Origin of the sequence: Blautia caccae, assembly GCF_040095955.1 — a bacterium.
Lineage (GTDB): Bacteria > Bacillota > Clostridia > Lachnospirales > Lachnospiraceae > Blautia > Blautia celeris.
This window is the reverse complement of sequence record NZ_JBBMFP010000004.1, coordinates 268,495-289,977: the sequence shown is the minus strand read 5'-3', so window position 1 is coordinate 289,977 and position 21,483 is coordinate 268,495. Positions and strand designations below refer to the sequence as shown.

At 51.5% G+C, this 21,483-nt stretch carries 19 protein-coding genes; 10 read left to right on the top strand and 9 right to left on the bottom strand.

Features of this window, described 5'->3' with window-relative positions:
• Positions 1-31: 31 nt before the first annotated feature.
• Positions 32-895 carry a phosphogluconate dehydrogenase C-terminal domain-containing protein gene (locus tag WMO65_RS06430; protein ID WP_033142941.1) on the top strand — a complete coding sequence of 288 codons (864 nt, stop codon included), beginning with the start codon at positions 32-34 and terminating at the stop codon, positions 893-895.
• Between the two features lie 35 nt (positions 896-930).
• Positions 931-1,896: a D-2-hydroxyacid dehydrogenase gene (locus WMO65_RS06425; RefSeq protein WP_033142942.1), complete on the top strand. Its 966-nt coding sequence runs from the start codon at positions 931-933 to the stop codon at positions 1,894-1,896.
• 134 nt (positions 1,897-2,030) lie between these two features.
• Here WMO65_RS06425 and arcC read toward each other — a convergent pair whose 3' ends face one another.
• The 5 genes from arcC to WMO65_RS06400 form a co-directional block, all read right to left on the bottom strand.
• Positions 2,031-2,978, bottom strand: a complete 948-nt coding sequence (gene arcC, locus WMO65_RS06420; protein WP_033142943.1) for a carbamate kinase — start codon at positions 2,976-2,978, stop codon at positions 2,031-2,033.
• 100 nt (positions 2,979-3,078) lie between these two features.
• Positions 3,079-4,272, bottom strand: coding sequence for a knotted carbamoyltransferase YgeW (gene ygeW, locus WMO65_RS06415; RefSeq protein WP_033142944.1), 1,194 nt, complete (start codon positions 4,270-4,272; stop codon positions 3,079-3,081).
• A 47-nt stretch (positions 4,273-4,319) separates the two neighbouring features.
• Positions 4,320-5,585 carry a YgeY family selenium metabolism-linked hydrolase gene (locus WMO65_RS06410; RefSeq protein ID WP_334295324.1) on the bottom strand — a complete coding sequence of 422 codons (1,266 nt, stop codon included), beginning with the start codon at positions 5,583-5,585 and terminating at the stop codon, positions 4,320-4,322.
• Positions 5,586-5,630: 45 nt separating this feature from the next.
• Positions 5,631-6,839 (bottom strand): diaminopropionate ammonia-lyase, encoded by a 1,209-nt coding sequence (gene dpaL / locus WMO65_RS06405; RefSeq protein ID WP_148392191.1) that lies wholly within the window; start codon positions 6,837-6,839, stop codon positions 5,631-5,633.
• The gene (locus WMO65_RS06400; RefSeq protein WP_033142947.1) at positions 6,836-7,492 is read right to left on the bottom strand and encodes a helix-turn-helix transcriptional regulator; all 657 of its coding nucleotides are present in this window, start codon (positions 7,490-7,492) and stop codon (positions 6,836-6,838) included. Before WMO65_RS06400 ends, dpaL begins: the two co-directional genes overlap by 4 nt.
• A 207-nt stretch (positions 7,493-7,699) precedes the next feature.
• Here WMO65_RS06400 and WMO65_RS06395 point away from each other — a divergent pair, with 207 nt between their 5' ends.
• The 6 genes from WMO65_RS06395 to yqeC are packed head-to-tail and all read left to right on the top strand — an operon-like array spanning position 7,700 to position 14,832.
• Positions 7,700-7,936 carry a putative Se/S carrier protein gene (locus tag WMO65_RS06395; protein WP_033142948.1) on the top strand — a complete coding sequence of 79 codons (237 nt, stop codon included), beginning with the start codon at positions 7,700-7,702 and terminating at the stop codon, positions 7,934-7,936.
• Positions 7,937-7,977: 41 nt separating this feature from the next.
• A complete protein-coding gene (gene xdh, locus WMO65_RS06390; RefSeq protein ID WP_148392193.1) occupies positions 7,978-10,548 on the top strand; it encodes a selenium-dependent xanthine dehydrogenase in 2,571 nt (856 codons plus the stop codon).
• Between the two features lie 6 nt (positions 10,549-10,554).
• The gene (gene hydA / locus WMO65_RS06385; RefSeq protein ID WP_148392194.1) at positions 10,555-11,934 is read left to right on the top strand and encodes a dihydropyrimidinase; all 1,380 of its coding nucleotides are present in this window, start codon (positions 10,555-10,557) and stop codon (positions 11,932-11,934) included.
• Positions 11,935-11,988: 54 nt separating this feature from the next.
• Positions 11,989-12,603 (top strand): sulfurtransferase-like selenium metabolism protein YedF, encoded by a 615-nt coding sequence (yedF, locus tag WMO65_RS06380; RefSeq protein ID WP_033142950.1) that lies wholly within the window; start codon positions 11,989-11,991, stop codon positions 12,601-12,603.
• Between the two features lie 31 nt (positions 12,604-12,634).
• Positions 12,635-13,450 (top strand): selenium-dependent molybdenum cofactor biosynthesis protein YqeB, encoded by an 816-nt coding sequence (gene yqeB, locus WMO65_RS06375; RefSeq protein ID WP_103731480.1) that lies wholly within the window; start codon positions 12,635-12,637, stop codon positions 13,448-13,450.
• Positions 13,447-14,832 (top strand): selenium cofactor biosynthesis protein YqeC, encoded by a 1,386-nt coding sequence (gene yqeC, locus WMO65_RS06370; protein WP_148392196.1) that lies wholly within the window; start codon positions 13,447-13,449, stop codon positions 14,830-14,832. The genes yqeB and yqeC overlap by 4 nt, the downstream gene beginning before the upstream one ends.
• A gap of 37 nt (positions 14,833-14,869) precedes the next feature.
• Here the strand turns inward: yqeC and WMO65_RS06365 are convergent, their stop codons facing one another.
• Entirely contained in the window at positions 14,870-15,190 is a 321-nt protein-coding gene (locus WMO65_RS06365; protein ID WP_033142952.1) for a helix-turn-helix domain-containing protein, read from the bottom strand.
• A gap of 289 nt (positions 15,191-15,479) precedes the next feature.
• Between WMO65_RS06365 and WMO65_RS06360 the strand changes: the two genes are divergently transcribed.
• Positions 15,480-16,352, top strand: coding sequence for a GGDEF domain-containing protein (locus WMO65_RS06360; RefSeq protein WP_103731478.1), 873 nt, complete (start codon positions 15,480-15,482; stop codon positions 16,350-16,352).
• A gap of 111 nt (positions 16,353-16,463) precedes the next feature.
• Here the strand turns inward: WMO65_RS06360 and WMO65_RS06355 are convergent, their stop codons facing one another.
• From WMO65_RS06355 to WMO65_RS06345, 3 genes are all read right to left on the bottom strand, one after another.
• The gene (locus WMO65_RS06355; RefSeq protein ID WP_148392198.1) at positions 16,464-16,943 is read right to left on the bottom strand and encodes an S-ribosylhomocysteine lyase; all 480 of its coding nucleotides are present in this window, start codon (positions 16,941-16,943) and stop codon (positions 16,464-16,466) included.
• 79 nt (positions 16,944-17,022) lie between these two features.
• Complete coding sequence (locus WMO65_RS06350; protein ID WP_227210603.1) at positions 17,023-18,357, bottom strand: sensor histidine kinase; 1,335 nt, start codon at positions 18,355-18,357, stop codon at positions 17,023-17,025.
• Positions 18,350-19,030: a response regulator transcription factor gene (locus WMO65_RS06345; protein WP_103731475.1), complete on the bottom strand. Its 681-nt coding sequence runs from the start codon at positions 19,028-19,030 to the stop codon at positions 18,350-18,352. The genes WMO65_RS06350 and WMO65_RS06345 overlap by 8 nt, the downstream gene beginning before the upstream one ends.
• Before the next feature lie 157 nt (positions 19,031-19,187).
• Here WMO65_RS06345 and WMO65_RS06340 point away from each other — a divergent pair, with 157 nt between their 5' ends.
• A complete protein-coding gene (locus tag WMO65_RS06340) occupies positions 19,188-21,482 on the top strand; it encodes an ABC transporter substrate-binding protein (protein ID WP_349063861.1) in 2,295 nt (764 codons plus the stop codon).
• The last annotated feature ends 1 nt before the right edge of the window (position 21,483 follow it).

Here is a 21,483-nt window from a genome sequence, read left to right as displayed (position 1 = left end):
GAATATAGGAATTGGAAAAGAGGAAAATAAAATGAGTAAAATCGTAGTTAGTGTAATCGGTGCAGGCGGTAAAATGGGAACAAGGACAAGCAACAATCTGGCAAAGAAACCGGAAGAATTTGAGCTGCTTCTGGTGGAAGCCACGGACGCGGGAATTAAGAGCATCAAAGAAAGGGGATTTGAGCCTGTTCCTGTGGAGGAGGCCCTGGCAAAGGCTGATGTGGTGGTATTTGCTGTGCCGGATACTCTGATCGGCAAACTCTCCGCTGTTTATGTGCCACAGTTAAAACCGGGAACCGGATTCATTATCCTGGACCCTGCAGCAGCGGTTGCAAGAGAACTGACCCTGAGAGAAGACTGCACCTTTGGTGTGGCTCATCCCTGCCACCCGTCCTATTTCCTGGATCAGGATACCTTTGAGGCGCGCCAGGACCGCTTTGGCGGAATGGGCGGAAAACAGGACATTGTCATGTCAAAGATCCAGGGCGATGATGACCGTTTTGCCCAGTGTGTAGAGGTGGCAAAACAGATGTATGCCCCTGTGGAGCATGCATATGTCATGTCCTCAGAGCAGATCGCATTTTTGGAGCCAACCCTTGTGGAGCTTTTGGGAGCCACCTGTCTGTATGCCATGGCGGAGACCGTGGAGGAAGCAGTGAAGAGGGGAATACCCAAGGAGGCAGCAGTCTCCTTCCTGACAGGCCATATTTATAATCTGTCCGCAAACTTCCTGGGATATATTCCCGGAAATCCGCCGGTTTCAGATGCCTGCAAAGTGGCGATCGGACTGGGGAACCGTCTGGTCATGAGGGAAAACTGGAAAGATATCTGGAAAGATGAAGTGCTGGATAAGGTCATTGCCACCATGCTGCATCCGGAGAATCCACAGATCTGACACAAAGAAGCTTTTTTGGAAAGGAAGAAATGAGTATGAAAATTGTTGTTTTGGACGGTTATACGGAAAATCCGGGAGATTTATCCTGGAAAGATATGGAGGCACTGGGGGAACTGACGGTTTATGACCGCACATCCCTTACGGATATGCAGGAGGTCATAGACAGGATCGGTGATGCGGAGGCTGTTATAACCAATAAAACACCGCTTCCCAGGGAAGTGTTTGATGCCTGCAGAAATATCAGGTATGTGGGAGTCCTTGCCACAGGATACAATGTGGTAGATGTGGAAACGGCAAAGGAGAGAGGCATTCCGGTGTGCAACATTCCAACCTATGGTACAGCGGCTGTGGGACAGTTTGCCATTGCCCTGCTGCTGGAAATCTGCCATCACATCGGTCATCATGACAAAGCTGTCCATGAGGGCAGATGGGAAAATAATCCTGACTGGTGCTTCTGGGATTATCCGCTGATCGAGTTGGCTGACAAGACCATGGGTATCGTGGGATTCGGAAGAATCGGACAGGCAACAGGGCGTATTGCCAAGGCTCTTGGAATGAAGGTCATTGCCAATGATGAATACCCGAATGACAGCGGGAGAGAGATCGCGGAATATGTGACCAGGGACGAGTTATTTGCCAGGTCGGACGTGATCGCCCTGCACTGCCCTCTGTTTCCCTCCACACAGGGGCTGGTGAACAAGGAGAGTATCGCAAGGATGAAAGACGGCGTGATCATTATCAATAATTCCAGAGGGCCGCTGATCGTGGAAGAGGATCTAAAAGATGCGCTGAACAGCGGTAAAGTTGCCGGTGCCGGTTTGGATGTGGTATCCACTGAACCCATCAGAGGGGACAACCCGCTGCTTAAGGCAAAGAATTGTATCATTACACCGCATATTTCCTGGGCGCCGAGAGAATCCAGACAGAGGCTCATGGATATTGCAGTGGAGGACCTGAAAGCATTTGTGGAGGGTCATCCCATAAATGTGGTAAATAAGTAAAATTCAGAAATATCAACCTAATAAAGTGATTCCGATAACATCCCCGGGTACTGCCATGTCCGGGGATGTCTGTAAAAAAACACCCGGCAGGCACAAAGCGGAGAAATGAGCCTTCCGGGTGTTTTTATCTGCAGTCACAGTCTGTCGCAGATGACAGTTCCTGTTCTGCCTTCAATTCCGTCTTTTGCTTTCTGAAGCAGAGTGATCAGAGCTTTTCTCCCCGGCTTCGAGGAAGCGAAGTCAATGGCTGCTTCCACCTTGGGAAGCATGGAGCCGGGGGCAAACTGTCCCTCCCGGGCATATTTCCTGGCCTCAGAGGTGGAGACAGCGGACAGCCAGGTCTCATCCTCTTTGCCGAAATTGATGGCTACTTTTTCCACGGCTGTAAGGATGATGAGATAGTCAGCATCCAGTTCTTTAGCCAGCAGGCAGCTTGCAAAGTCCTTGTCGATCACTGCACTGGCGCCTTTTAAGTGGTTTCCCTTCAGCGTCACGGGGATTCCGCCGCCGCCGCAGGCTATGACAACTTCACCGGAGTCCACCAGGGAGCGGATCGCGCCGATCTCCACAATCTCCTGAGGTTTCGGGGAGGCGACGAAGCGGCGCCAGCCTCTGCCTGCATCCTCACGCATGATGTGGCCGTATTTTTCGGCAATGACCTTTGCCTCCTCCTCGCCCAAAAACTTTCCGATCGGCTTGGAAGGAGAGGAAAATGCCGGATCATCTTCATTGACGCGTACCTGTGTGACCATGGTGGATACGGGAATGTTGTCAATACCGCGGTTCAGCAGTTCTTCCCGGAGCGCATTCTGCAGATCATATCCGATATAAGCCTGGCTCATGGCAACACAGACCGAAAGCGGAGTGTTGGGCTGTGCTGCATCTTCCCTTGAAAGGGCAGCCATGGCATTGTTGATCATACCCACCTGAGGGCCGTTGCCGTGTGTGATAATGACCTGGTGGCCCTCCTCGATCAGGTCTACAATGGCTTTGGCTGTCACTTTCACAGCCGCCATCTGTTCCGGAAGGGTATTGCCCAGGGCATTGCCGCCCAGAGCGATAACGATTTTTTGTTTCTGCATAGTAAAAACCCCCTGTTCTTACAATTGACATTTTGAAAAGAGAAAGGGACAGGGTAATGGTGTCCTGACCCCGTCCCGGTTTCTTTCAGAGTGACCTGTTTTATTTGAATTTACGCGGCTGGTCGCGTTCTTCCAGTTTCTTTAAAACTTCTGCCGGGTCATCAAATTTGCTGAGCATGATCATGGCTGCAATGATGTATGGCTTGAAGCTGGCTTCCTTGTAAAGCGGTGTACGGTAGCGGTCAAATACAGAGGCATCCACCTCACCGGATTCACAGCTTAAGCCTGTGATATCAGCAGGCAGGCAGTGCAGATAGAGGGCCTTGCCGTCCTTTGTGGTCTTCATCAGTTCCTCTGTGCATGCCCAGTCTTTGTGCTGTGCATTCTGTGCCAGAAGTTCTTTTTCCAATTTATCAATTCCTTCAAAGTCACCTTTTCCGTATAAGTCGGTTCTCTCTTCCATAGCTGCAAATGGTGCCCAGCTCTTGGGATATACGATGTCTGCGTCTTTGAATGCTTCTTCCATGCTGTTGGTGCGCTTGAAGCTGCCGCCTGTCTTTTCTGCGTTCTTCTTAGCCACTTCCTCAACTTCCGGCATAACCTCGTATCCTTCCGGATGAGCCAGAACCACGTCCATGCCGAAACGTGTCATCAGGCCGATCACACCCTGGGGAACAGACAGGGGTTTGCCGTAGGACGGAGAATAAGCCCATGTCATGGCAAGCTTTTTGCCTTTTAAGTTCTCCACTCCGCCGAACTCGTGGATGATGTGGAGCATATCAGCCATACACTGGGTAGGATGGTCAATATCGCACTGCAGGTTTACAAGTGTGGGGCGCTGCTCCAGAATGCCGTCCTCGTAGCCCTCTTTGACAGAATCGGAAACCTGATGCATGTAAGCATTTCCTTTTCCGATATACATATCATCACGGATACCGATCACATCAGCCATAAAGGAGATCATGTTGGCTGTCTCGCGGACCGTTTCCCCGTGTGCGATCTGGGATTTGCCCTCGTCCAGGTCCTGTACTTCCAGGCCCAGCAGGTTGCAGGCGGAAGCAAAGGAGAAACGTGTACGGGTGGAGTTGTCACGGAACAGGGAGATGCCGAGGCCGCTCTCGAATACTTTTGTGGAGATGTTGTTCTGGCGCATGAAACGAAGGGCGTCTGCCAGGGTAAATACAGCTTCCAGCTCATCATCTGTCTTCTCCCAGGTGAGGAAGAAGTCGTTTTCGTACATTTCTTTGAAGTTCAGTTTGTTTAATTTATCAATATAATCCTGTAATGTTTTCATGGTATGGATATCCTTTCTTTATATAAATTCAAATGATTCGGCAGCAGTTATCTGCAGTATTCAGAGGGGAGTGCAGCGTACACGGCAGCACATCTTACAAGGTCTTCTTTCCAGGTCTTCTCATTGGGTGCGTGCGCCTGCGCTTCCTTGCCCGGGCCAAAGCCGATGCATGGGATGCCGAAACGGCCCATAATGGAAACACCGTTGGTGGAGAAGGTCCATTTGTCAATGCGCGGCTCTCCGTACAGCTCAGTGTAAGCGGCTGCCATAGCCTCTGTCACTTTGTGGTCCTGGGGAATGACCCATGTGGGGAAGTAGCACTCGGTAGGATAGGAAAGTCCGGTCCAGGACGGGCGCTCATAGTTGTACATGGATACCTTTGCGCCGTATTTTTTCACGGACGGAAGGGCACGGATCTCATCCAGGCAGCTTTCCCAGGTCTCACCTGCAGTCATGCGGCGGTCAAGAGAGACAGCACAGGAGTCTGCAACTGCACAGCGGCTTGGGGAGGTGAAGAAGATTTCGGATGTGGTCACTGTGCCGCGGCCGAGGAAACGGGCTTCTTTCCACTCTTTGTTGTATTTTTCGTCCAGCATTTTTACAAGACCTTTGATCTCTGTGGAGTCCTCAGCGTCGTTTTCATTGAGGGCGCGCACTTCCTGGAGGATGTCAGCCATTTTGTAGATGGCATTGTCACCGCGCTCCGGAGCGGAACCGTGGCAGGAAACACCGGTCACATCTATGCGGATCTCCATACGGCCCCTCTGGCCTCTGTAGATGCCGCCGTCTGTAGGCTCTGTGGAAACTACGAATTCAGGTCTTACTTTGTCTTCGTTTACAATATACTGCCAGCACAGACCGTCACAGTCCTCCTCCTGAACAGTTCCTGTTACCAGAACGGTATAGCGGTCATCCAACAGTCCCTGATCCTTCATGATCTTGGCGCCGTACACAGCGGAGACAATGCCGCCGAGCTGGTCAGAGGTACCGCGGCCGCCAATCTCCGTGTCGGATTCGAAACCTTCATAGGGATCAAAATCCCAGTTGTCACGGTTGCCGATGCCAACGGTATCAATGTGGGCGTCAAAGCCGATGAGTGTTTTGCCGCTTCCCATATATCCTAAAATGTTTCCCATGGGGTCAATGACAACTTTGTCAAATCCCAGGGCGTTCATTTCCTGCTCGATTCGTTTTACATGGCCTTCCTCGCCGACACTTTCGCCGGGAATCCTTACCAGGTCCCTTAAAAATTTTGTCATAGCCTGCTCGTAACCCTGTGCTGCTTCTTTGATTTTACCGTAATCCATAATCATATCCTCCCAATACATTTATTCTTAATTATAAAATGGTTTCTTATATTAATTATACTGTTTTCCGTCCCACACGATTTCTTTATAACGCTGGGGGTCTGTGTCTCCCTCTGTTGAGAAGAGAAGCACCTTTGCGTTCTCATCCAGTTTCAGGAAGTCCCGCAGTTCCCTGTATTCTTCCTGCTCCATGATGGCGCTGAGAAGTCCCATACCCACAGCACCGGATTCCCCGCTTGTCACCTGGGGGTCTCCTTTTACGGGAGCTGCCAGCATGCGCATGCCTCTGGCGGATACCCAGTCAGGACAGGATGTAAATACAGATACATGGTTCTTTAAGATATCCCATGAAATGGTGTTCGGCTCTCCGCATGCAAGACCTGCCATAATGGTTGGCATATCGCCGTCCACAATACGGATCCGGCCGTCAGCAGCCTTGGCGCCTTTGTAGAGGCAGGCGGCTGAATCCGCTTCCATGACTACGACTACAGGCGGATTGTCGGGATAGCGGTTTGCGAAATATCCCTGTACGGCTCCGGCCAGGGAACCTACGCCTGCCTGGATGAAGATGTGGGTGGGGCGGTCACAGCCGTATTCGCCGAGCTGTTCGTCGGCCTCGGAAGCCATGGTTCCGTAACCCTGCATGATCCAGGATGGAATCTCCTCATAGCCGTCCCATGCAGTATCCTGCACCATGACACCGTTTGGTGTCTGCTCTGCCATGGCGTTTGCCCGGCGGACACATTCGTCATAGTTCACATCTGTGATGGTGGCATCTGCGCCTTCTTTTAAGATATTTTCAAGACGTGTCTGGGTGGAGCCTTTTGGCATGAGGACTACAGATTTCTGTCCCAGCCTGTTTGCCGCCCAGGCAACGCCGCGTCCGTGATTGCCGTCCGTTGCGGTGAAGAATGTGGCCTGCCCGAATTCTTTTCTGAGCTCCTCAGAGGTGAGGACTGCGTAGGGCAGTTCGCTTACATCCCTGTGGGTCTGTTTGGCAATGTAGTTTGCCATGGCGAAGGACCCGCCCAGCACCTTGAAGGCATTCAGGCCGAAGCGGTAGGATTCATCCTTTACGAAGAGTCCTCCAAGGCCCAGATATTCGGCCATGTGGTCAAGCTTTGCAAGCGGTGTTTTGCTGTACTGCGGAAAGCTCTGGTGGAAAGCTCTGGCTTTTGCTACATTTTCCAGTGACATGATCGGAAGAGAGGTGTCTGCCGTCTTCGGCATACGGTTCTCTGCCCATTGGATTTCTTTCATTTTTTTAGTTCCCCCTTTTCTTTGTTCACATCGGTATAGCTATATAAAGTATATTTGGAAATGCCGAAATAATTTGCCACCTTGTCGCCTGACTTGGTGATGAGGAAGGCGCCGGAGTCATTCAGAAACTGGATGGCTTTTACCTTGTCTTCCTTGGTCATCAGTGCCACCGGTTTGCCTACCAGGTTTACGGACTCCTCAATGAGGTGGTCTAAAAGATCATTTACATTGTGGGTGATCTCCGGGGCGGCTTCTTTTTCTTTCTCCTCATCCGTGTCCGTCAGGTTGTGGATGGCGGCTTCTAAGGTGAGAAGCTTGGTAATATCATAATTAATACCGAGAATGTAGTGAAGCTCCTCCGCTTCGTCTTTTATGTAGAAAGTGGAAGATTTTAAAACTCTTCCGTCTGCCGTCCGGGTCAGATAACCGGCCCTGTCCGTCAGATTTTCCGGATGTGTTTCCTTTAACGCTTTCAGCACCACATTCGACGGGCCGTCCCCAAGTTGTCTGCCGGAGACATGACCGTTTTCCAGATAGACGATGGAGTGTTCCAGGTCTTTGGTCTTTAAGTCATGTATGACGATTTCGCAGTCCGGTCCGAACTGTCTGGCAAGACCGGCTGCCACCTGTTTCAGTAATTTCAATCTGCCCATAAGAAAGCTCCTTTCTGACAGGGTTCATTTTTTCTTGTTAATTCCATCATAGCATACTTTTTGGAGATTGCAAGAAGTTTTTACAAAAATTTTTAGGTTAACTAAAATATTTTTTAAAAAGTGTCCCGAATCCCTTGTAATAAGGGTCTGCAGGTGTTATAGTTAGACTATCAAAGCCAGCGTATGCAGCGAAAGGAAGGCAGAATTATGAGAGAGAGAACACTGAAGCTGGTGGTCACGTTCGGAACCACAACCAGGGCTATGGCAATGGAGAAAATGTGCAGGGAACAGGGGCTTCCCGGAAGGCTGATCCCTCTGCCGAGAGCAGTGTCAGCCGGATGCGGCCTGTCCTGGTGCACAGAGGTTCAGGAAAGAGAAAGAACGGAGAAAATGATGCAGGAGCAGGGTCTCCTGTATGAGGGTGTTTACGAAGTATTGGTGTAGGAAATGGGAACCATATGGGAGGTTCCGGATGGGAGGTTTTTATGTATACGTTCTATGTAAATGGAAAAGAGTGCAGAACCGAGAAGGAGGGCAGGCTTCTGGATTATCTCAGGGATGAGCTGGGCCTTACCGCGGTCAAGGAAGGATGCAGCGAGGGTGCCTGCGGAACCTGTACCGTGCTGGTGGACGGGAAGAAGATGAAAGCCTGTGTGGTCAAGCTTTCCAAGGCGGACGGCAGGCATGTGACGACTGTGGAGGGAATCCCGGAAGAGGAGATGAAGGTGTATGTGCACTGCTTTGCGGAAGCAGGAGCTGTACAGTGTGGTTTCTGTATACCGGGCATGATCATCTCCGCCAAGTCTCTGCTGGATGTGAACTTAAACCCCTCAAGACAAGATGTAAAAAAGGCCATCCACGGCAATATCTGCCGCTGTACAGGATATAAGAAGATAGAGGATGCCATTCTCATGGCAGCAGATTTTTTCCGGGAAAAACGTGAAGTACCTGGGGCGGAGGAAGATGGCGGCATAACCCGCAGATTCAAGCGTGTGGACGCAGAGGAAAAGGTCCGGGGCACGGGAAAATATGTGGATGACATCGTACTTCCGGATATGGCCTATGCAAAGGCTCTCCGTTCCCCATACCCCAGGTGCAGGATTAACGGCATTCATATAGAAAAAGCGCTGGCCCATCCGGACTGTGTGGCTGTCTATACGGCAGAGGATGTGCCGGAAAATATCTGCGGTCATATTAAGAAGGATTGGGATGTGATGATCCCCGTAGGCGGGATCACAAGATACGTGGGGGATGCCCTGGCGCTTGCCGTTGTGAACCATAAGGAAAATCTGGATGAAGTGTTAAGCCTCATAGAACTGGATGCGGAGGAACTGCAGCCAGTGACAGATCCCAGAAAGGCTCTGGAGGAAGATGCACCCAGGGTGCATGAGGAAGGCAATCTGCTGGCAAAGAAACAGTGTATCCGCGGGGATGCGGACACTGCCATCAAAAATTCTAAATATGTTGTGACACGCCACTACAGTCTTCCTTTTACAGACCACGCGTTTATGGAACCGGAATGTGCCATTGCTTTCCCTGAAGGGGAGGACGGTGTGCATCTGTATACCTCAGGACAGTCTGTGTATGATGAACAGAGGGAGATATCCGGGATCCTGCAGATTCCCCAGGAGAAGGTGGTTGTGGAATCCATGCTGGTAGGCGGCGGCTTCGGCGGCAAGGAGGATATGAGCGTGCAGCATCACGCAGCCCTCTGTGCCTGGCTCTTAAAGCGGCCGGTGAAAGTACGTTTTTCAAGGGCGGAGAGCCTGATGTGCCATGTGAAGCGTCATGCCATGGAAATGGACTTCACCACTGCCTGCGATGAAAACGGGTATCTGACCGGTATGAAAGCAGTGCTCTATGCGGATACGGGAGCTTACGCTTCTTTGGGAAGCCCGGTACTGGAGCGCGCCTGTACCCATGCAGCAGGACCTTATAATTATCAGGATGTGGAGATCATCGGATATGGTGTATACACCAACAACATTCCTGCAGGCGCATACCGGGGGTTTGGCGTGACCCAGAGCTGCTTTGCCACAGAGTTCAATCTGGACCTGCTGGCAGAGCAGGTTGGCATTACCCCCTGGGAGATCCGTTACAGAAATGCCATTCGTCCGGGACAGACGCTTCCCAACGGACAGATCGCCACACCGGACTGTGCCCTGGCGCAGACCCTGGAGGCGGTAAAGGAAGTCTATGATTCCCATCCCTATGCGGGAATCGCCTCCTGTATGAAGAACAGCGGAATCGGTGTGGGGAACCCCGATGTGGGGCGCTGTAACCTGAGGATACGGGACGGAAAAGTCCAGGTGCTCACCTCCGCTGCCTGTATGGGCCAAGGTGTCGGCACAGTGGCGATCCAGATCGTCTGTGAGACCACGGGACTGAAAGCAGACCAGGTGACACATAAGAAGGCAAACACCATTGACACTCCGGATTCCGGCACCAGCACAGCATCCCGCCAGACTCTTTTTACCGGGGAGGCCACCCGGAGAGCTGCGCTTCAATTAAAGGATGCCCTGCAGGATAAGGGTTCCCTGGAAGCGCTGGAGGGAGAGGAGTTCTATGCAGAATATACAGGTGAGACGGATGCCATGGGTTCACCGAAAGAGCATCCTGTCAGCCACATAGCGTATGGATATGCGACCCAGGTGGTGATTCTGGATGAGAGCGGAAAAGTGACAGAGGTTGTGGCAGCACACGATGTGGGCACTGTGATCAATGTACAGTCCTGTGAGGGACAGGTGGAAGGCGGCGTAGTCATGGGACTCGGTTATGCCTTCACGGAGGATTTCCCCATGGTGGACGGAAGGCCTGTGCTGAGCTACGGAAAGCTGGGACTTTTCAGGGCAACCGCTGCGCCGGATATCAAAACCATTCTGGTCACCTCCCCGGAAGTGCTCACAGAGGCATACGGGGCGAAGGGGGTGGGAGAGATCTCCACTGTTCCCACGGCTCCTGCATGTGCCCATGCCTATTACAGACTGGATGGGGCGGAGCGGAGAAAACTGCCCCTGGAGAATACATTTTACAGGAAAGAAAAGAAGAAAGGGTGAGGTCATATGAAGCTGCTTTTACAGAACGGAACGGTTGTAAGCGGACAGGAAAGCGGAAAAAAAGATATCCTTCTTGACGGGGAGATTATCTGCAGGGTGGATACGGAGATATCTCCTGAGGAAGCGGATGAAGTGGTGGATCTGGAAGGAAAGCTGGTGTTTCCGGGATTCATAGACGCTCATACCCATTTTGACCTGGAGGTGTCCGGCACCGTAACGGCGGATGATTTTGAAAGCGGAACCCTTGCCGCCATAGCCGGAGGGACCACCACCATCGTTGACTTTGCCACACAGAATAAGGGGGAGACGCTGCGGGAGGCCCTTGCAAACTGGCATAAAAAGGCAGACGGAAGATCTTCCTGTGATTACGGATTCCACATGGCTATTTCTGACTGGAATGAGGAGACATCGGCCCAGATAAAGGATATGATCGAGGCGGGGGTAACCACCTTTAAGCTGTATATGACATATCCTGCCATGAAGCTGAATGACGGTGAGATCTACGAGGTTCTGAAACGGCTGCACGATATGGGCGGAATCGCCGGAGTGCACTGTGAAAATGCGGATATCATTGACGCTCTGATCCGGGAAGCGAGATCACAGGGCAGGCTGGATGCCGACACACATCCCAGGGTGCGCCCTGCCCAGCTTGAAGCTGAGGCTGTGCACCGCCTGCTTGTGACAGCGCGAACTGCGGGAACACCCATTATTGTGGTGCATCTCACCTGTGAGGAGGCGTACCGGGAGATCGAGCAGGCCAGAGCCGGCGGGCAGGAAGTATACGCGGAGACCTGTCCTCAGTATCTGCTCATGGATGACAGCCTCTATGTGCAGGGCGGCGCGGAGGCGGCAAAATACGTCATCTCTCCGCCCCTCCGAAAGAAAAAGGATCAGGAATGCCTCTGGAAAGCATTAAAGGAGGACCGTATCCAGACCGTATCCACGGACCACTGCAGTTTTACCACCGGGCAGAAAGCCATGGGAAAAGAGGACTTTACAAAGATACCAAACGGCATGCCGGGTGTGGAGACAAGGGGAACTTTACTCTACACATACGGGGTGAGGGAAGGAAGGATATCCCCGGAACAGATGTGCCGCGTTCTGTCTGAAAACCCGGCTAAACTCTATGGCATGTACCCGCAGAAAGGATGCATCGCCGCGGGAAGCACAGCGGATCTGGTCATACTGGACCCGGAAAAGGAAGCTGTGATCTCCGCGGATACCCAGCACTATGCCATGGATTATGCCCCCTTTGAGGGAACAAAAATAAAAGGATGTATTGACAAAGTTTATTTGCATGGTACTCTTGTAGTAGACGAAGGTACCGTACAGGTGAAAAAAGCGGGCAGATATGTGCCCAGACAGAAGTATACGGCGCCTCAGTAAAATAGAAAAAGGTGTAACAGCTCAGGTATCTGAACGGTTACGAAAGGGTGACATATGGAACAGAGAATAGACGCAAAAGGACTTGCCTGCCCGAAGCCGGTGATATTAGCAAAAAAGGCCATGGACGCCTGCGGCCGGAATGATGTAGTCCTCATCACAGTGGACAATGAGATGGCAGTGGAAAATCTGCGAAAACTGGCGGCATCACAAGGTGCGGAATATGCCTCCGAAAAGCTGGGGGAAAAAGAATACAGCGTGAGAATAACCGTGACCGGAGAAAATGAAAATAAGACGCAGACAGAAATCCCGGTGACCTGTTCGATTCCCGCCGCGGACAATACCGTTGTGGTCATCTCCTCGAGAGAGATGGGAAACGGGGATGAGGTTCTGGGGAAAATACTGATGAAAGGATTTATCTATGCCCTGACACAGCTTCCGAAACTTCCGAAAACGGTACTGTTATACAATGGCGGTGCCTATCTGTCCTGTGAGGATTCTGAGTCTCTGGAAGATTTGAAAAAGCTGGACGGGGAAGGCGTGGAGATCCTCACCTGCGGAACCTGTCTGAACCATTACGGAATCACGGAAAAACTGGCAGTGGGCAGAGTGACTAATATGTATGAGATTGTGGAAAAACAGGCAGATGCCGGTAAGATCATACGTCCATAGAGCAGCATAAGGCTGGTTAGGAGAACGGATTATGAGACCAATTGTAGTAAGAGGAGGCGGCGATCTGGCAACAGGGACCATTCATCGTCTCAGCAGAAGCGGATATCCTGTCGTCATTCTGGAGACTGACAGGCCATCCGCGATCCGCAGGCTGGTGGCTTTTTCCCAGGCTGTTTATGACGGGGAGACAGAAGTGGAGGGTATGGTGTGCAGAAGGGTGGAGAGTGCTGAGGCGGCTCTCGCTTTGGCGGCGCCTCTGGCCCCTGTCCTTTTGGTGGACCCTGCGTGCAGCTCTCTTGATACATTGCGGCCGGAGGTTCTTGTGGACGGGATTCTGGCAAAACGGAATCTGGGTACCACAAGGGATATGGCAGAACTGACCATTGCCCTTGGGCCGGGATTTGAGGCCGGGCGTGATGTGGATTATGTGGTTGAGACAAAGCGGGGGCATTATCTGGGCAGAATACTGAATAAGGGCTTTGCCATACCAAATACAGGGGTTCCGGGAATGATCGGCGGCTGCGGAAAAGAGAGGGTGATCCACTCGGACCGGGCCGGTGTATTTTGGGCAGAGGCATCCATCGGTGACTGGGTGGAGGCAGGAACCCCGGTAGGATATGTGGAGACTTCGGATGGACAGCGTTATCCGCAGAGAACCGTGATCTCCGGTGTGCTCCGGGGTATACTGCCGGACGGCTACCGGGTGACAGAGCATTTCAAGTCCGCGGATGTGGATCCCAGGGAGGAATCCGGGGCGCACTGTACCCTGATCTCAGATAAAGCCAGATGTATTGCGGGCAGTGTACTGGAACTGGTCAGTGCCTTTGAAAAGGGTGTATTGAAATGAAGAAAATGCTGTTGGATATGCTGAAAAGTACAGGGAGATGGCCGGAAAAACCGGTGATCTCCCTTGTGGGCGCAGGAGGGAAGACCACCTGCGCCTATCTGTTGGCGGAGGAACTGGCAGGAGAAGGGAAAAAGGTTCTGGTCACTACCACCACCCATATGGAGCATCCGAACTTTTTGGGGAGAAACAGCGCCATTGACCAATCCCCGGAAGAGATAGCGGCAGCTCTGGAGAGATCCCCCATCGTGACAGCCGGCACGTCCGGCCCGGGAGGCATGAAGATGCGGGCACTGCCGGAGGAGGTTTTTGGCGCAGTGCTGACTTATTTTGACGCGGCTGTCATAGAGGCGGACGGCTCAAAGCGCCATCCCTTTAAAGTTCCGGCCTCCCATGAACCGGTGATCAGAAAGGAGACAACGCATATTATGATCCTGGCGGGTATGCCTGCGATGGGCAGGCCTCTTTGCCGGGTCTGCTTCCGAATGGAGGAGGCAGAAAAACTGCTCTTGGAGACAGAAAACAGAGGTCCGGCAGAAGACAGCAGGGACGGTTCTTTGGCAGAACGGATACTGACACCGGGACTTGCCGGGCGGCTTTTGGAGGCGGGATATGTACAGCCCCTGAAAAGGCAGTTTCCGGATGCGGCGCAGATGATCCTGCTGAACCAGACAGAGGACGCGGCGGCTGTGGAGGAACTGCAGAAAAATACCAGTGTACCTGTGTTTGGAAGGCCTTCTGACCCTGTGCGGGCCAATGGGAGAATCCATCTGATCCTTCTGGCCGCAGGCTTTTCCAGGCGGTTTGGGGAGAATAAACTGCTCTTTGAACTGGATGGCAGGCCCATGTATCAGTATCCCATGGAAATCTTCAGGACACTGAAGGCGGTCAGAAGGGATATTGCCTCTGTCTGCGTGGTGAGCCAGTATGCCCGGATTCTGGAGACAGCCGGAGAATACGGATTTTGTCCCGCGGAAAACCGGGAGAGTGCGGAGGGTATTTCCTCCTCTTTGAAGCTGGGCATTAAAAAAAGCAGGGAGGCGGACAAAACTGACGGGACAGAGGAACATTTTTACTGCTTTTTTGTGGCTGACCAGCCCCATCTGAGGGCAGATACCGTGAACCGTTTTCTGGATGGATTTTTAAGGAGCGGAAAGAAGATCGGATGTCTTGCAAGCGGAGACACGACGGGAAATCCGGTTATTTTTCATGAGAGTTATGTACCGGAGCTGATGGGTCTAAAGGGAGATACAGGAGGGAAGAAAGTGCTGAAAAGGCATCCGGAGGAAGTATTTCTCTGTGATGTGGGCGAAGAACTGCAGCTCCATGACTATGACAGCAGACAGTCATTGGAAGACAGAAGAATAAAAGGAAATGCAGAATGAGATTATGGGCAGAAAGTGTGCACAGCATACTTTCTGCTCATTTTTGTGCGAGAAGCTTTGCCAGATTGAGAAGTACCCCTGCCTGTTCTTTGTTTAACTGGCGATAGAGACGAACCAGTTCCGCTTCACAGGGTGAGGGGTAAAGAATATTGGATTTTTCAGATTCCTCATTGAAAAATTCCGAGAGACGCATTCCAAGGGGAGACAGCAGTGCGGTTAGAATTTCTATGCTGGGTACACTCTCGCCCTTTTCCACTCTCCTGATATAGTTAATGGAGACATCGCTTAATTGAGAGAGCTTATAGACACTTATCTGTTTATCTTTGCGCAGCCGGGCCAGATTTTCACCAATGTTCATAAGAAACCTCCCTTTTCTATGAGATACATATACAGCATTGCATAAAATATGGTAAATATGGCACATGCCATTTATGACACTGTTCGGATCATTCATATACCAGTATATGCACTATATTATGCCCCAATGGGTATAAAATTATAAGCCAACAATTGTTGTTTACAATAGTGTTATATTGTTGTATTATAATAGATATTCGGTGATTGTCCGGACAGGCCGGCACAACACATGCGCCGGCCGTGCATAAGAGCAGTTACGAGATATGTTGATTTGAAAGGTGGTGACAGGATTGGTCTATACCGTGATTTTTGAGGTGGACATAAAGAATAACCAGATATTATTTTTTCATACAGGCTCCCTGTCGGTAAAGCTGAAAGCGGGAATCCTGTACGATTACGAGAAATTCCTGGAACAGTTTATTCTGGATAATGTCTATGAAGAGGAGAAGATAGACCTCTACCAGAATTTTAATATCGAGGCGCTCAGAAGCGCTTCCGTAAATAAGAGAGAGAATATCACATGTGATTTCCGCCTCAGGCCGGAAGGAAACCGGGAATACCGCTGGTTTACCATGAGCCTCATGCTGCCACACGGGGCAGGCGGCGCGGTGGGAGCGATTCTGGATATCCACGATAAAAAAATGCATGAACTGGAGATGCAGCATCAGGCGTCTCATGATGCCATGACAAATCTGCTGAACCGCCAGGCGTTTGAGCGGGCAGTGTTTTCCTATTTTATGCAGGGCGGAAAATGCGGCGCGTACTGCCTGATGGATGTGGATGATTTTAAACGGATCAATGACACAAGAGGCCATGCTTATGGGGATATCGCTCTGATGAAGATAGCCAAAATACTCACGGAATCTGTTCCGGAAGGAACCATCACCGCCAGATACGGAGGCGATGAATTCTGCATGTTTCTGCCGGGGATGGACAGGGAAGAACAACTGGAACCCATTCTGAAAGAGATTCTGGCGCATGTAAAGAAGGAAGAGTACGGGGGAATGCAGCTTTCCTTGTCCGTGGGGGTGGCTTTTTATCCAAAGCACCGCACAGGGGATAAGAATTCCATAGGAAAATATGCAGATGTGGCCCTCTATAAGGCTAAGGAATCCGGTAAGGACAGCTATTGCTTTTACTGTGACGAGATGGGGGAGTTTTGAAAACATCGCGAAGCGTGCTGCCGGGTACACAGTGAAAACAGCAGCCCTTCCGGTCAGGTGAGACACCGTGGCCGGAAGGGTTAGAATGTGGAGTCCGATGCGGACTCTTATTTAATTGGGATATACAAGACGGTCAGGGCCGATATGGTCCAGCACCTCATCCAGATATTTTTTCGCCAGATAATTGGCCATACCCAGATTCATATCCAGATAATTGCCGCAGTCTTTTGGGGACGCTCCGGGAACCTCATCTTTAAAATCGCGGATAAATGCAAACATTTCTTTTAAAAGCTCCACAATATCAGAAGACTCATAATATCCTGCCAGCAGCAGATAAAAACCTGTGCGGCAGCCCATAGGACCGAAATAGATGATCTTGCTTCCGAATTCCCCGTGATTTCTCAGGAAGGTGGCGGCCAGGTGTTCGATCGTGTGGACTTCCGCTGTGTTCATGACAGGCTCCTCATTGGGGGAGGTCATGCGGATGTCAAAGGTGGTGATGACTTCCTGTCCCACGTAATCTTTCCGGGAAACATAGATGCCCGGCTGCAGTTTTATATGGTCAATGGTAAAGCTTGCGATTTTTTCCATTTGTTTTCTCCTTTTATTTATCTCATTCTTTTTCCGGTAAAATAATTATAATCCGTATGCCGGCAGGATGCAAGCAGAATCAGGATGGTGCTGTCCTTAAAATAATGGTAAAGGTGGCCCCTCCGCCCGGTGTATCGGACAGGATCAGCCGTCCTCTGTGAATCTTTATGATCTCCCTGGCAATGCTTAAGCCAAGTCCGAAATGTTCTTTGCTGGTGTGGGCCTTGTCCTGGCGGAAAAAACGCTGGAACACCTGCTTTTTAAACGAGTCCGGAATACCGGGGCCGTCATCGGCAACAGACAGGGAGACATGATTGGCAGTAAAGGACAGTGTAAGGGTGATATGGCCGGACGCAGGTGTGTAACTGAGGGCATTGTCCATGAGGATGGAGAGTACCTGGGAGATCCGTTCTTCGTCGCAGAGAACAGGCGGGCATTCCTCCTCAGGCAGACGGATACTTAGGCAGAGTCCCTTTTCTCTGGCAAGATACTCATATTTTTCATATGTCTCCAGGAGCAGGGTGTCGGGCGGTACCGGAGCCGGCTCCAGATTCCAGGAGCAGGCATCCGCACCGGCAAGCTGCAGCATGTCATCAATCAGGCGTGACATACGCTTTCCCTCAAGCTGGATAGTCTCTGTAAAGCGGGCGGCCTCCTCAGGTGCAGCTTTCTGGGAGGCAGTCAGGCAGGAGAGTATAACTGCCAGGGGGGAGCGGAGTTCATGGGAGGCAGAGGCTATGAACTGTGCCTGCTGTCTGCGGTTTTCTTCCAGAGGAGCCAGGGTCCTTCCTGTGAAGAACCAGAAAAAGACGGCGAGGAGGAGAAGCGCAGCGCTGTCTGCCCCCAGAAAGACAAGGCGCTGTCCGTAAATCTGGGTTTTCTGTGCCTCCAGAGACTGCAGGATGACAGCGCTTAAATGGCCGTTTGTCCTGGGAAGCAGTATGACGGAGGCGTAATACTCCTGCCCGCCCTTTGGTTTTAACCGGAATTCCACATGTTTGGACAAAAGGGAGGAGGCATTCGCGGCATCCAGATCCAGCCCGTAGTCCCGGGAGGCGGTTTCTTTTGCAAGGGATATGACATCCTTTTCCTCCCGGGTTCTGCGCAGCTCCTGGTAAAAGAGGGGCTGGCCGTTGTCGAACAGGGAGAGAATGGTATTGTGGTTCTTCTCGATACCGGCGATCCACTGAAGGGTAATGGTGTTCTGGCTTTCCAACTGGGTGAGCATGGAATTCAGGCTGTTGGTAAAGGAAGTGCTGCCGTTTTTCGCAATGCCTGACTCGGAGAAATAGAGACACAGACAGGTGGCGGCAGCCAGAATAACGCCTGTGACCGCAAGGCAGAGAAGGGTGAGGCGTATCCGCATTTTGCGGAACAGCAGGGGATGGGGGGGACGGTCTTCTTTTTTATTCATGGGTTACCTCCAGGCAGTAGCCGATGCCCCGGACTGTGCGCAGAGTGAGTGCGCTTCCGACTGTCCGGAGACGGCGGCGGATAAAGTGGATATAGTTATCCAGATTGCCCTCCTCCACCTCCGCGTTGGGGCCCCAGACGCGGGACAGGATGGTGAGCCTGGGAAGCGTCTGTCCCGGATTACGGAGCAGAAACTCAAGAAGCGCGCCCTCACGTTTTGACAGTACCAGAACCTTGGAACCGCAGAGGAGCTGTTTTGGAGCAGGGCGGTATGTCACATCCCCAAAGGTGATCTCATCGGACAGCTCCAGGTTGACCGGACGGCGGGCAATACAGCGGATGCGCGCCAGAAGTTCCTGGAAATCATAGGGTTTTACCAGATAATCATCTGCCCCTTGGTTGAGTCCCGTGATCTTATCGGAGAGTTCTCCCAGTGCGGTGACAAGGATGACAGGAGTGGAAATACCCTCCGCGCGTATTTTTTCCAGGACAGTAAGGCCGTCCATAGAGGGGAGCATTCGGTCCAGAAGGACCAGATCATGGGTGCGCTGCCTGATATAATCCAGGCCATCTTCCCCGTCGTAACACAGATCCGTCAGTATCCCCTCCTTTTCCAACTGGAATTTCAGGGAGTCACAGAGCTTGCGGTCGTCTTCTATTATCAATATTCTCATGAGAAAAATATCCTCCGGTCTTTCATTTTATTTAGAAGTATAACACAGGAATCTTTAAGTTATCTCTAAAAATGAAAGAAAAATTAGAGGGAATCTTAGAGAATGTTTAGAGAATGGAATGATAAGATAAACGCAAATGAAAGACAGGAGGAGAAACATGAACCGATATATCAAAAAAGCAGTCTGTCTGACAGCAGCTCTTGCCATTGCCGTGGCAGGGCTTGCAGGGTGCGGAAAACAAACAGAGGATGAGAGCGGGAAAGGCGCCATGGGCCGTTATCTGGAGGAGGAGGTATCCCTTCCGGGAAATACAGGCAGGGTCCTGGCAATGGAGAGACTGAATGACAACAGCCTGTCACTTTTGACAGAGGATAAGGAGACGGGTGAGCGCTGTCTGTGGAAGTCAGCGGATTTGGGCAAAAGCTGGGAGGAGGATATGCTGCCGGAAGGACTGGGACTTGCCGACTGTGCTTACATAGACTGGGCCTGCATCAGTAAAGAGGGAGATATAGCCGTATCTGCCATGCCTGAGGCGTCTGAGGTAATGGTATCCCAGAGCTTTTCCCTTCTGTATGCAAAGAAGGGGGAATCCCTGAAAGCCCTGAACCTTGATGGGGAAAAGACAGATGACATGAAAGTCATCACCGGGATCGCATTTTCTGACAGCGGAAAGCTGATCGCCACATATACATACGGAACGGTGTGCGTGATCGACCCGGAAAGCGGACATGTGGAGCAGAACATCCAGCCGGGTGAGACAATCCAACAGGTTACCAATACAGAAGATACGCTGCTGCTGCTCACAGACAAGGGGCTGAAAGCCTATGATATGAACACCGGGGAATCCGCGGAGGCAGATCAGGCGCTTTCTGATGAGCTTTTAAAAGAGATGGAGACCGAACAGAAAAAGTTGAGAAACAGCATGGTCTTTGGGTATGGGAAAGAGGAAGATAAGCTGTTCTACTGTGCAGGGAGCGGCATTTACCGGCACATTTTGGGCGGCACGGTGGTAGAGCAGGCAGTGAACGGAAGCCTGACATCCATCGGAAATCCAAAGACCATGCTCATTTCCCTGGCCGTTATGGATGATGACAGCTTCCTTGTGGCCTGCTCCGTGGACGCGGAGTACAAGATTTACCGCTATTCTTACTCCGCTGACACGTCTTCTGTGCCGGAAAAGGAGATCAAGGTGTATTCTCTGGAAGACTGCTCTGTGCTGAGACAGGCAATCTCCGTATACCAGAAGCAAAATCCGGATGTGTATGTGGACCTGGAGATTGGTATGAGCGGCGAGGATTCCGTCACCGCTTCCGATGCCCTGCGCTCCCTGAATACCGATATCATGGCAGGAAAGGGACCGGATATCCTGATCCTGGACGGCATGCCTGTGGAGAATTATATTCAGAAGGGGCTTCTGGAGGATATTACAGGCACTGTGGAAGCAGTCAGCCGGGAAGACGGACTGTTTGAAAATATCATGAGGACCTTTGAGAAGGATGACAAGATCTACGCAGTGCCGCTGGGCTTCTTACTCCCTGTTGTCCAGGGTGACGAAGCCGTTGTAAATGCAGCCGAAAGCATGAACACACTGGCAGAGCAGATCGCAGAGATAAGGGAAGAAAATCCCCATACAGGGCGCATTATGATTCCCACAGATTCCTCTGATTTTCTGGAGATATTCTACAACCTGGAGAACGCGGCTATGAGAAATGAGGACGGCACTCTGAATGAAGAGGCGCTGAAAGCTTTTCTGGAAAACATGAAAAAACTATATGGGGAACCCATCACCCAGGAAGAACAGGAAAATACCATAGGGTACTTCAGTGCAGCAGAAGGGGTCGCGTCAAACCTGGACGGACTGCGCCTGCAGTCTATGGTGCTGCTCTCCCAGCAGTCCAAGGCGGGCGCGGGGTGGATCGGCTCCGTGTCACAGCTTGTGGAGATCCTGGGGGTAAATCAAGCCTGTGGTCTGGACTACACAGAACTGAAATCAGAGGGTAAAAGTGTATTTCTTCCCTACCAGAGTGTGGGAATCAGCAGCAAGAGCAAGGAGAAAGAGCTTGCCTCCGATTTCCTGAAAGCCCTGCTGGGCGTGGAGGTACAGGGCACCTTAAACGCAGCCTTCCCCATCAATCAGAAGGGGTATGAGAAGGCAATGGAATTTGCGAAAACCACCTACGGCGGCGGAGGGGATGACGCAGCAGGAGGTGCGTCCATCACGATGTCTGACAGTTCAGGCAGTATGTCATCCGTAAACTTAGGATGGCCCGGCGAAGAAGAACTGGACGGGCTGAAAGCGCTTCTTGAACAGGCGGAGGTACCGGCTTCCACGGATGATACCATATGGAACGCGGTCAAAGAGCAGGGGGAAAAATACCTGAATGAAGGCCTGGGCCTGGACGAGGCATGCAGCAATATCATACAGAAGGTCAATCTCTATCTGGCTGAGTAAA

What these genes read in the sequence shown, in the direction of transcription:
- WMO65_RS06365 (WP_033142952.1), bottom strand. Translation starts at nt 15,190, where the DNA reads ATGAACATTGGTGAAAATCTGGCCCGGCTGCGCAAAGATAAACAGATA.
- yqeB (WP_103731480.1), top strand. Translation starts at nt 12,635, where the DNA reads ATGAGACCAATTGTAGTAAGAGGAGGCGGCGATCTGGCAACAGGGACC.
- WMO65_RS06400 (WP_033142947.1), bottom strand. Translation starts at nt 7,492, where the DNA reads ATGGGCAGATTGAAATTACTGAAACAGGTGGCAGCCGGTCTTGCCAGA.
- yqeC (WP_148392196.1), top strand. Translation starts at nt 13,447, where the DNA reads ATGAAGAAAATGCTGTTGGATATGCTGAAAAGTACAGGGAGATGGCCG.
- xdh (WP_148392193.1), top strand. Translation starts at nt 7,978, where the DNA reads ATGTATACGTTCTATGTAAATGGAAAAGAGTGCAGAACCGAGAAGGAG.
- WMO65_RS06430 (WP_033142941.1), top strand. Translation starts at nt 32, where the DNA reads ATGAGTAAAATCGTAGTTAGTGTAATCGGTGCAGGCGGTAAAATGGGA.
- hydA (WP_148392194.1), top strand. Translation starts at nt 10,555, where the DNA reads ATGAAGCTGCTTTTACAGAACGGAACGGTTGTAAGCGGACAGGAAAGC.
- WMO65_RS06425 (WP_033142942.1), top strand. Translation starts at nt 931, where the DNA reads ATGAAAATTGTTGTTTTGGACGGTTATACGGAAAATCCGGGAGATTTA.
- ygeW (WP_033142944.1), bottom strand. Translation starts at nt 4,272, where the DNA reads ATGAAAACATTACAGGATTATATTGATAAATTAAACAAACTGAACTTC.
- WMO65_RS06345 (WP_103731475.1), bottom strand. Translation starts at nt 19,030, where the DNA reads ATGAGAATATTGATAATAGAAGACGACCGCAAGCTCTGTGACTCCCTG.
- arcC (WP_033142943.1), bottom strand. Translation starts at nt 2,978, where the DNA reads ATGCAGAAACAAAAAATCGTTATCGCTCTGGGCGGCAATGCCCTGGGC.
- WMO65_RS06410 (WP_334295324.1), bottom strand. Translation starts at nt 5,585, where the DNA reads ATGATTATGGATTACGGTAAAATCAAAGAAGCAGCACAGGGTTACGAG.
- dpaL (WP_148392191.1), bottom strand. Translation starts at nt 6,839, where the DNA reads ATGAAAGAAATCCAATGGGCAGAGAACCGTATGCCGAAGACGGCAGAC.
- WMO65_RS06350 (WP_227210603.1), bottom strand. Translation starts at nt 18,357, where the DNA reads ATGAATAAAAAAGAAGACCGTCCCCCCCATCCCCTGCTGTTCCGCAAA.
- yedF (WP_033142950.1), top strand. Translation starts at nt 11,989, where the DNA reads ATGGAACAGAGAATAGACGCAAAAGGACTTGCCTGCCCGAAGCCGGTG.
- WMO65_RS06355 (WP_148392198.1), bottom strand. Translation starts at nt 16,943, where the DNA reads ATGGAAAAAATCGCAAGCTTTACCATTGACCATATAAAACTGCAGCCG.
- WMO65_RS06340 (WP_349063861.1), top strand. Translation starts at nt 19,188, where the DNA reads ATGAACCGATATATCAAAAAAGCAGTCTGTCTGACAGCAGCTCTTGCC.
- WMO65_RS06395 (WP_033142948.1), top strand. Translation starts at nt 7,700, where the DNA reads ATGAGAGAGAGAACACTGAAGCTGGTGGTCACGTTCGGAACCACAACC.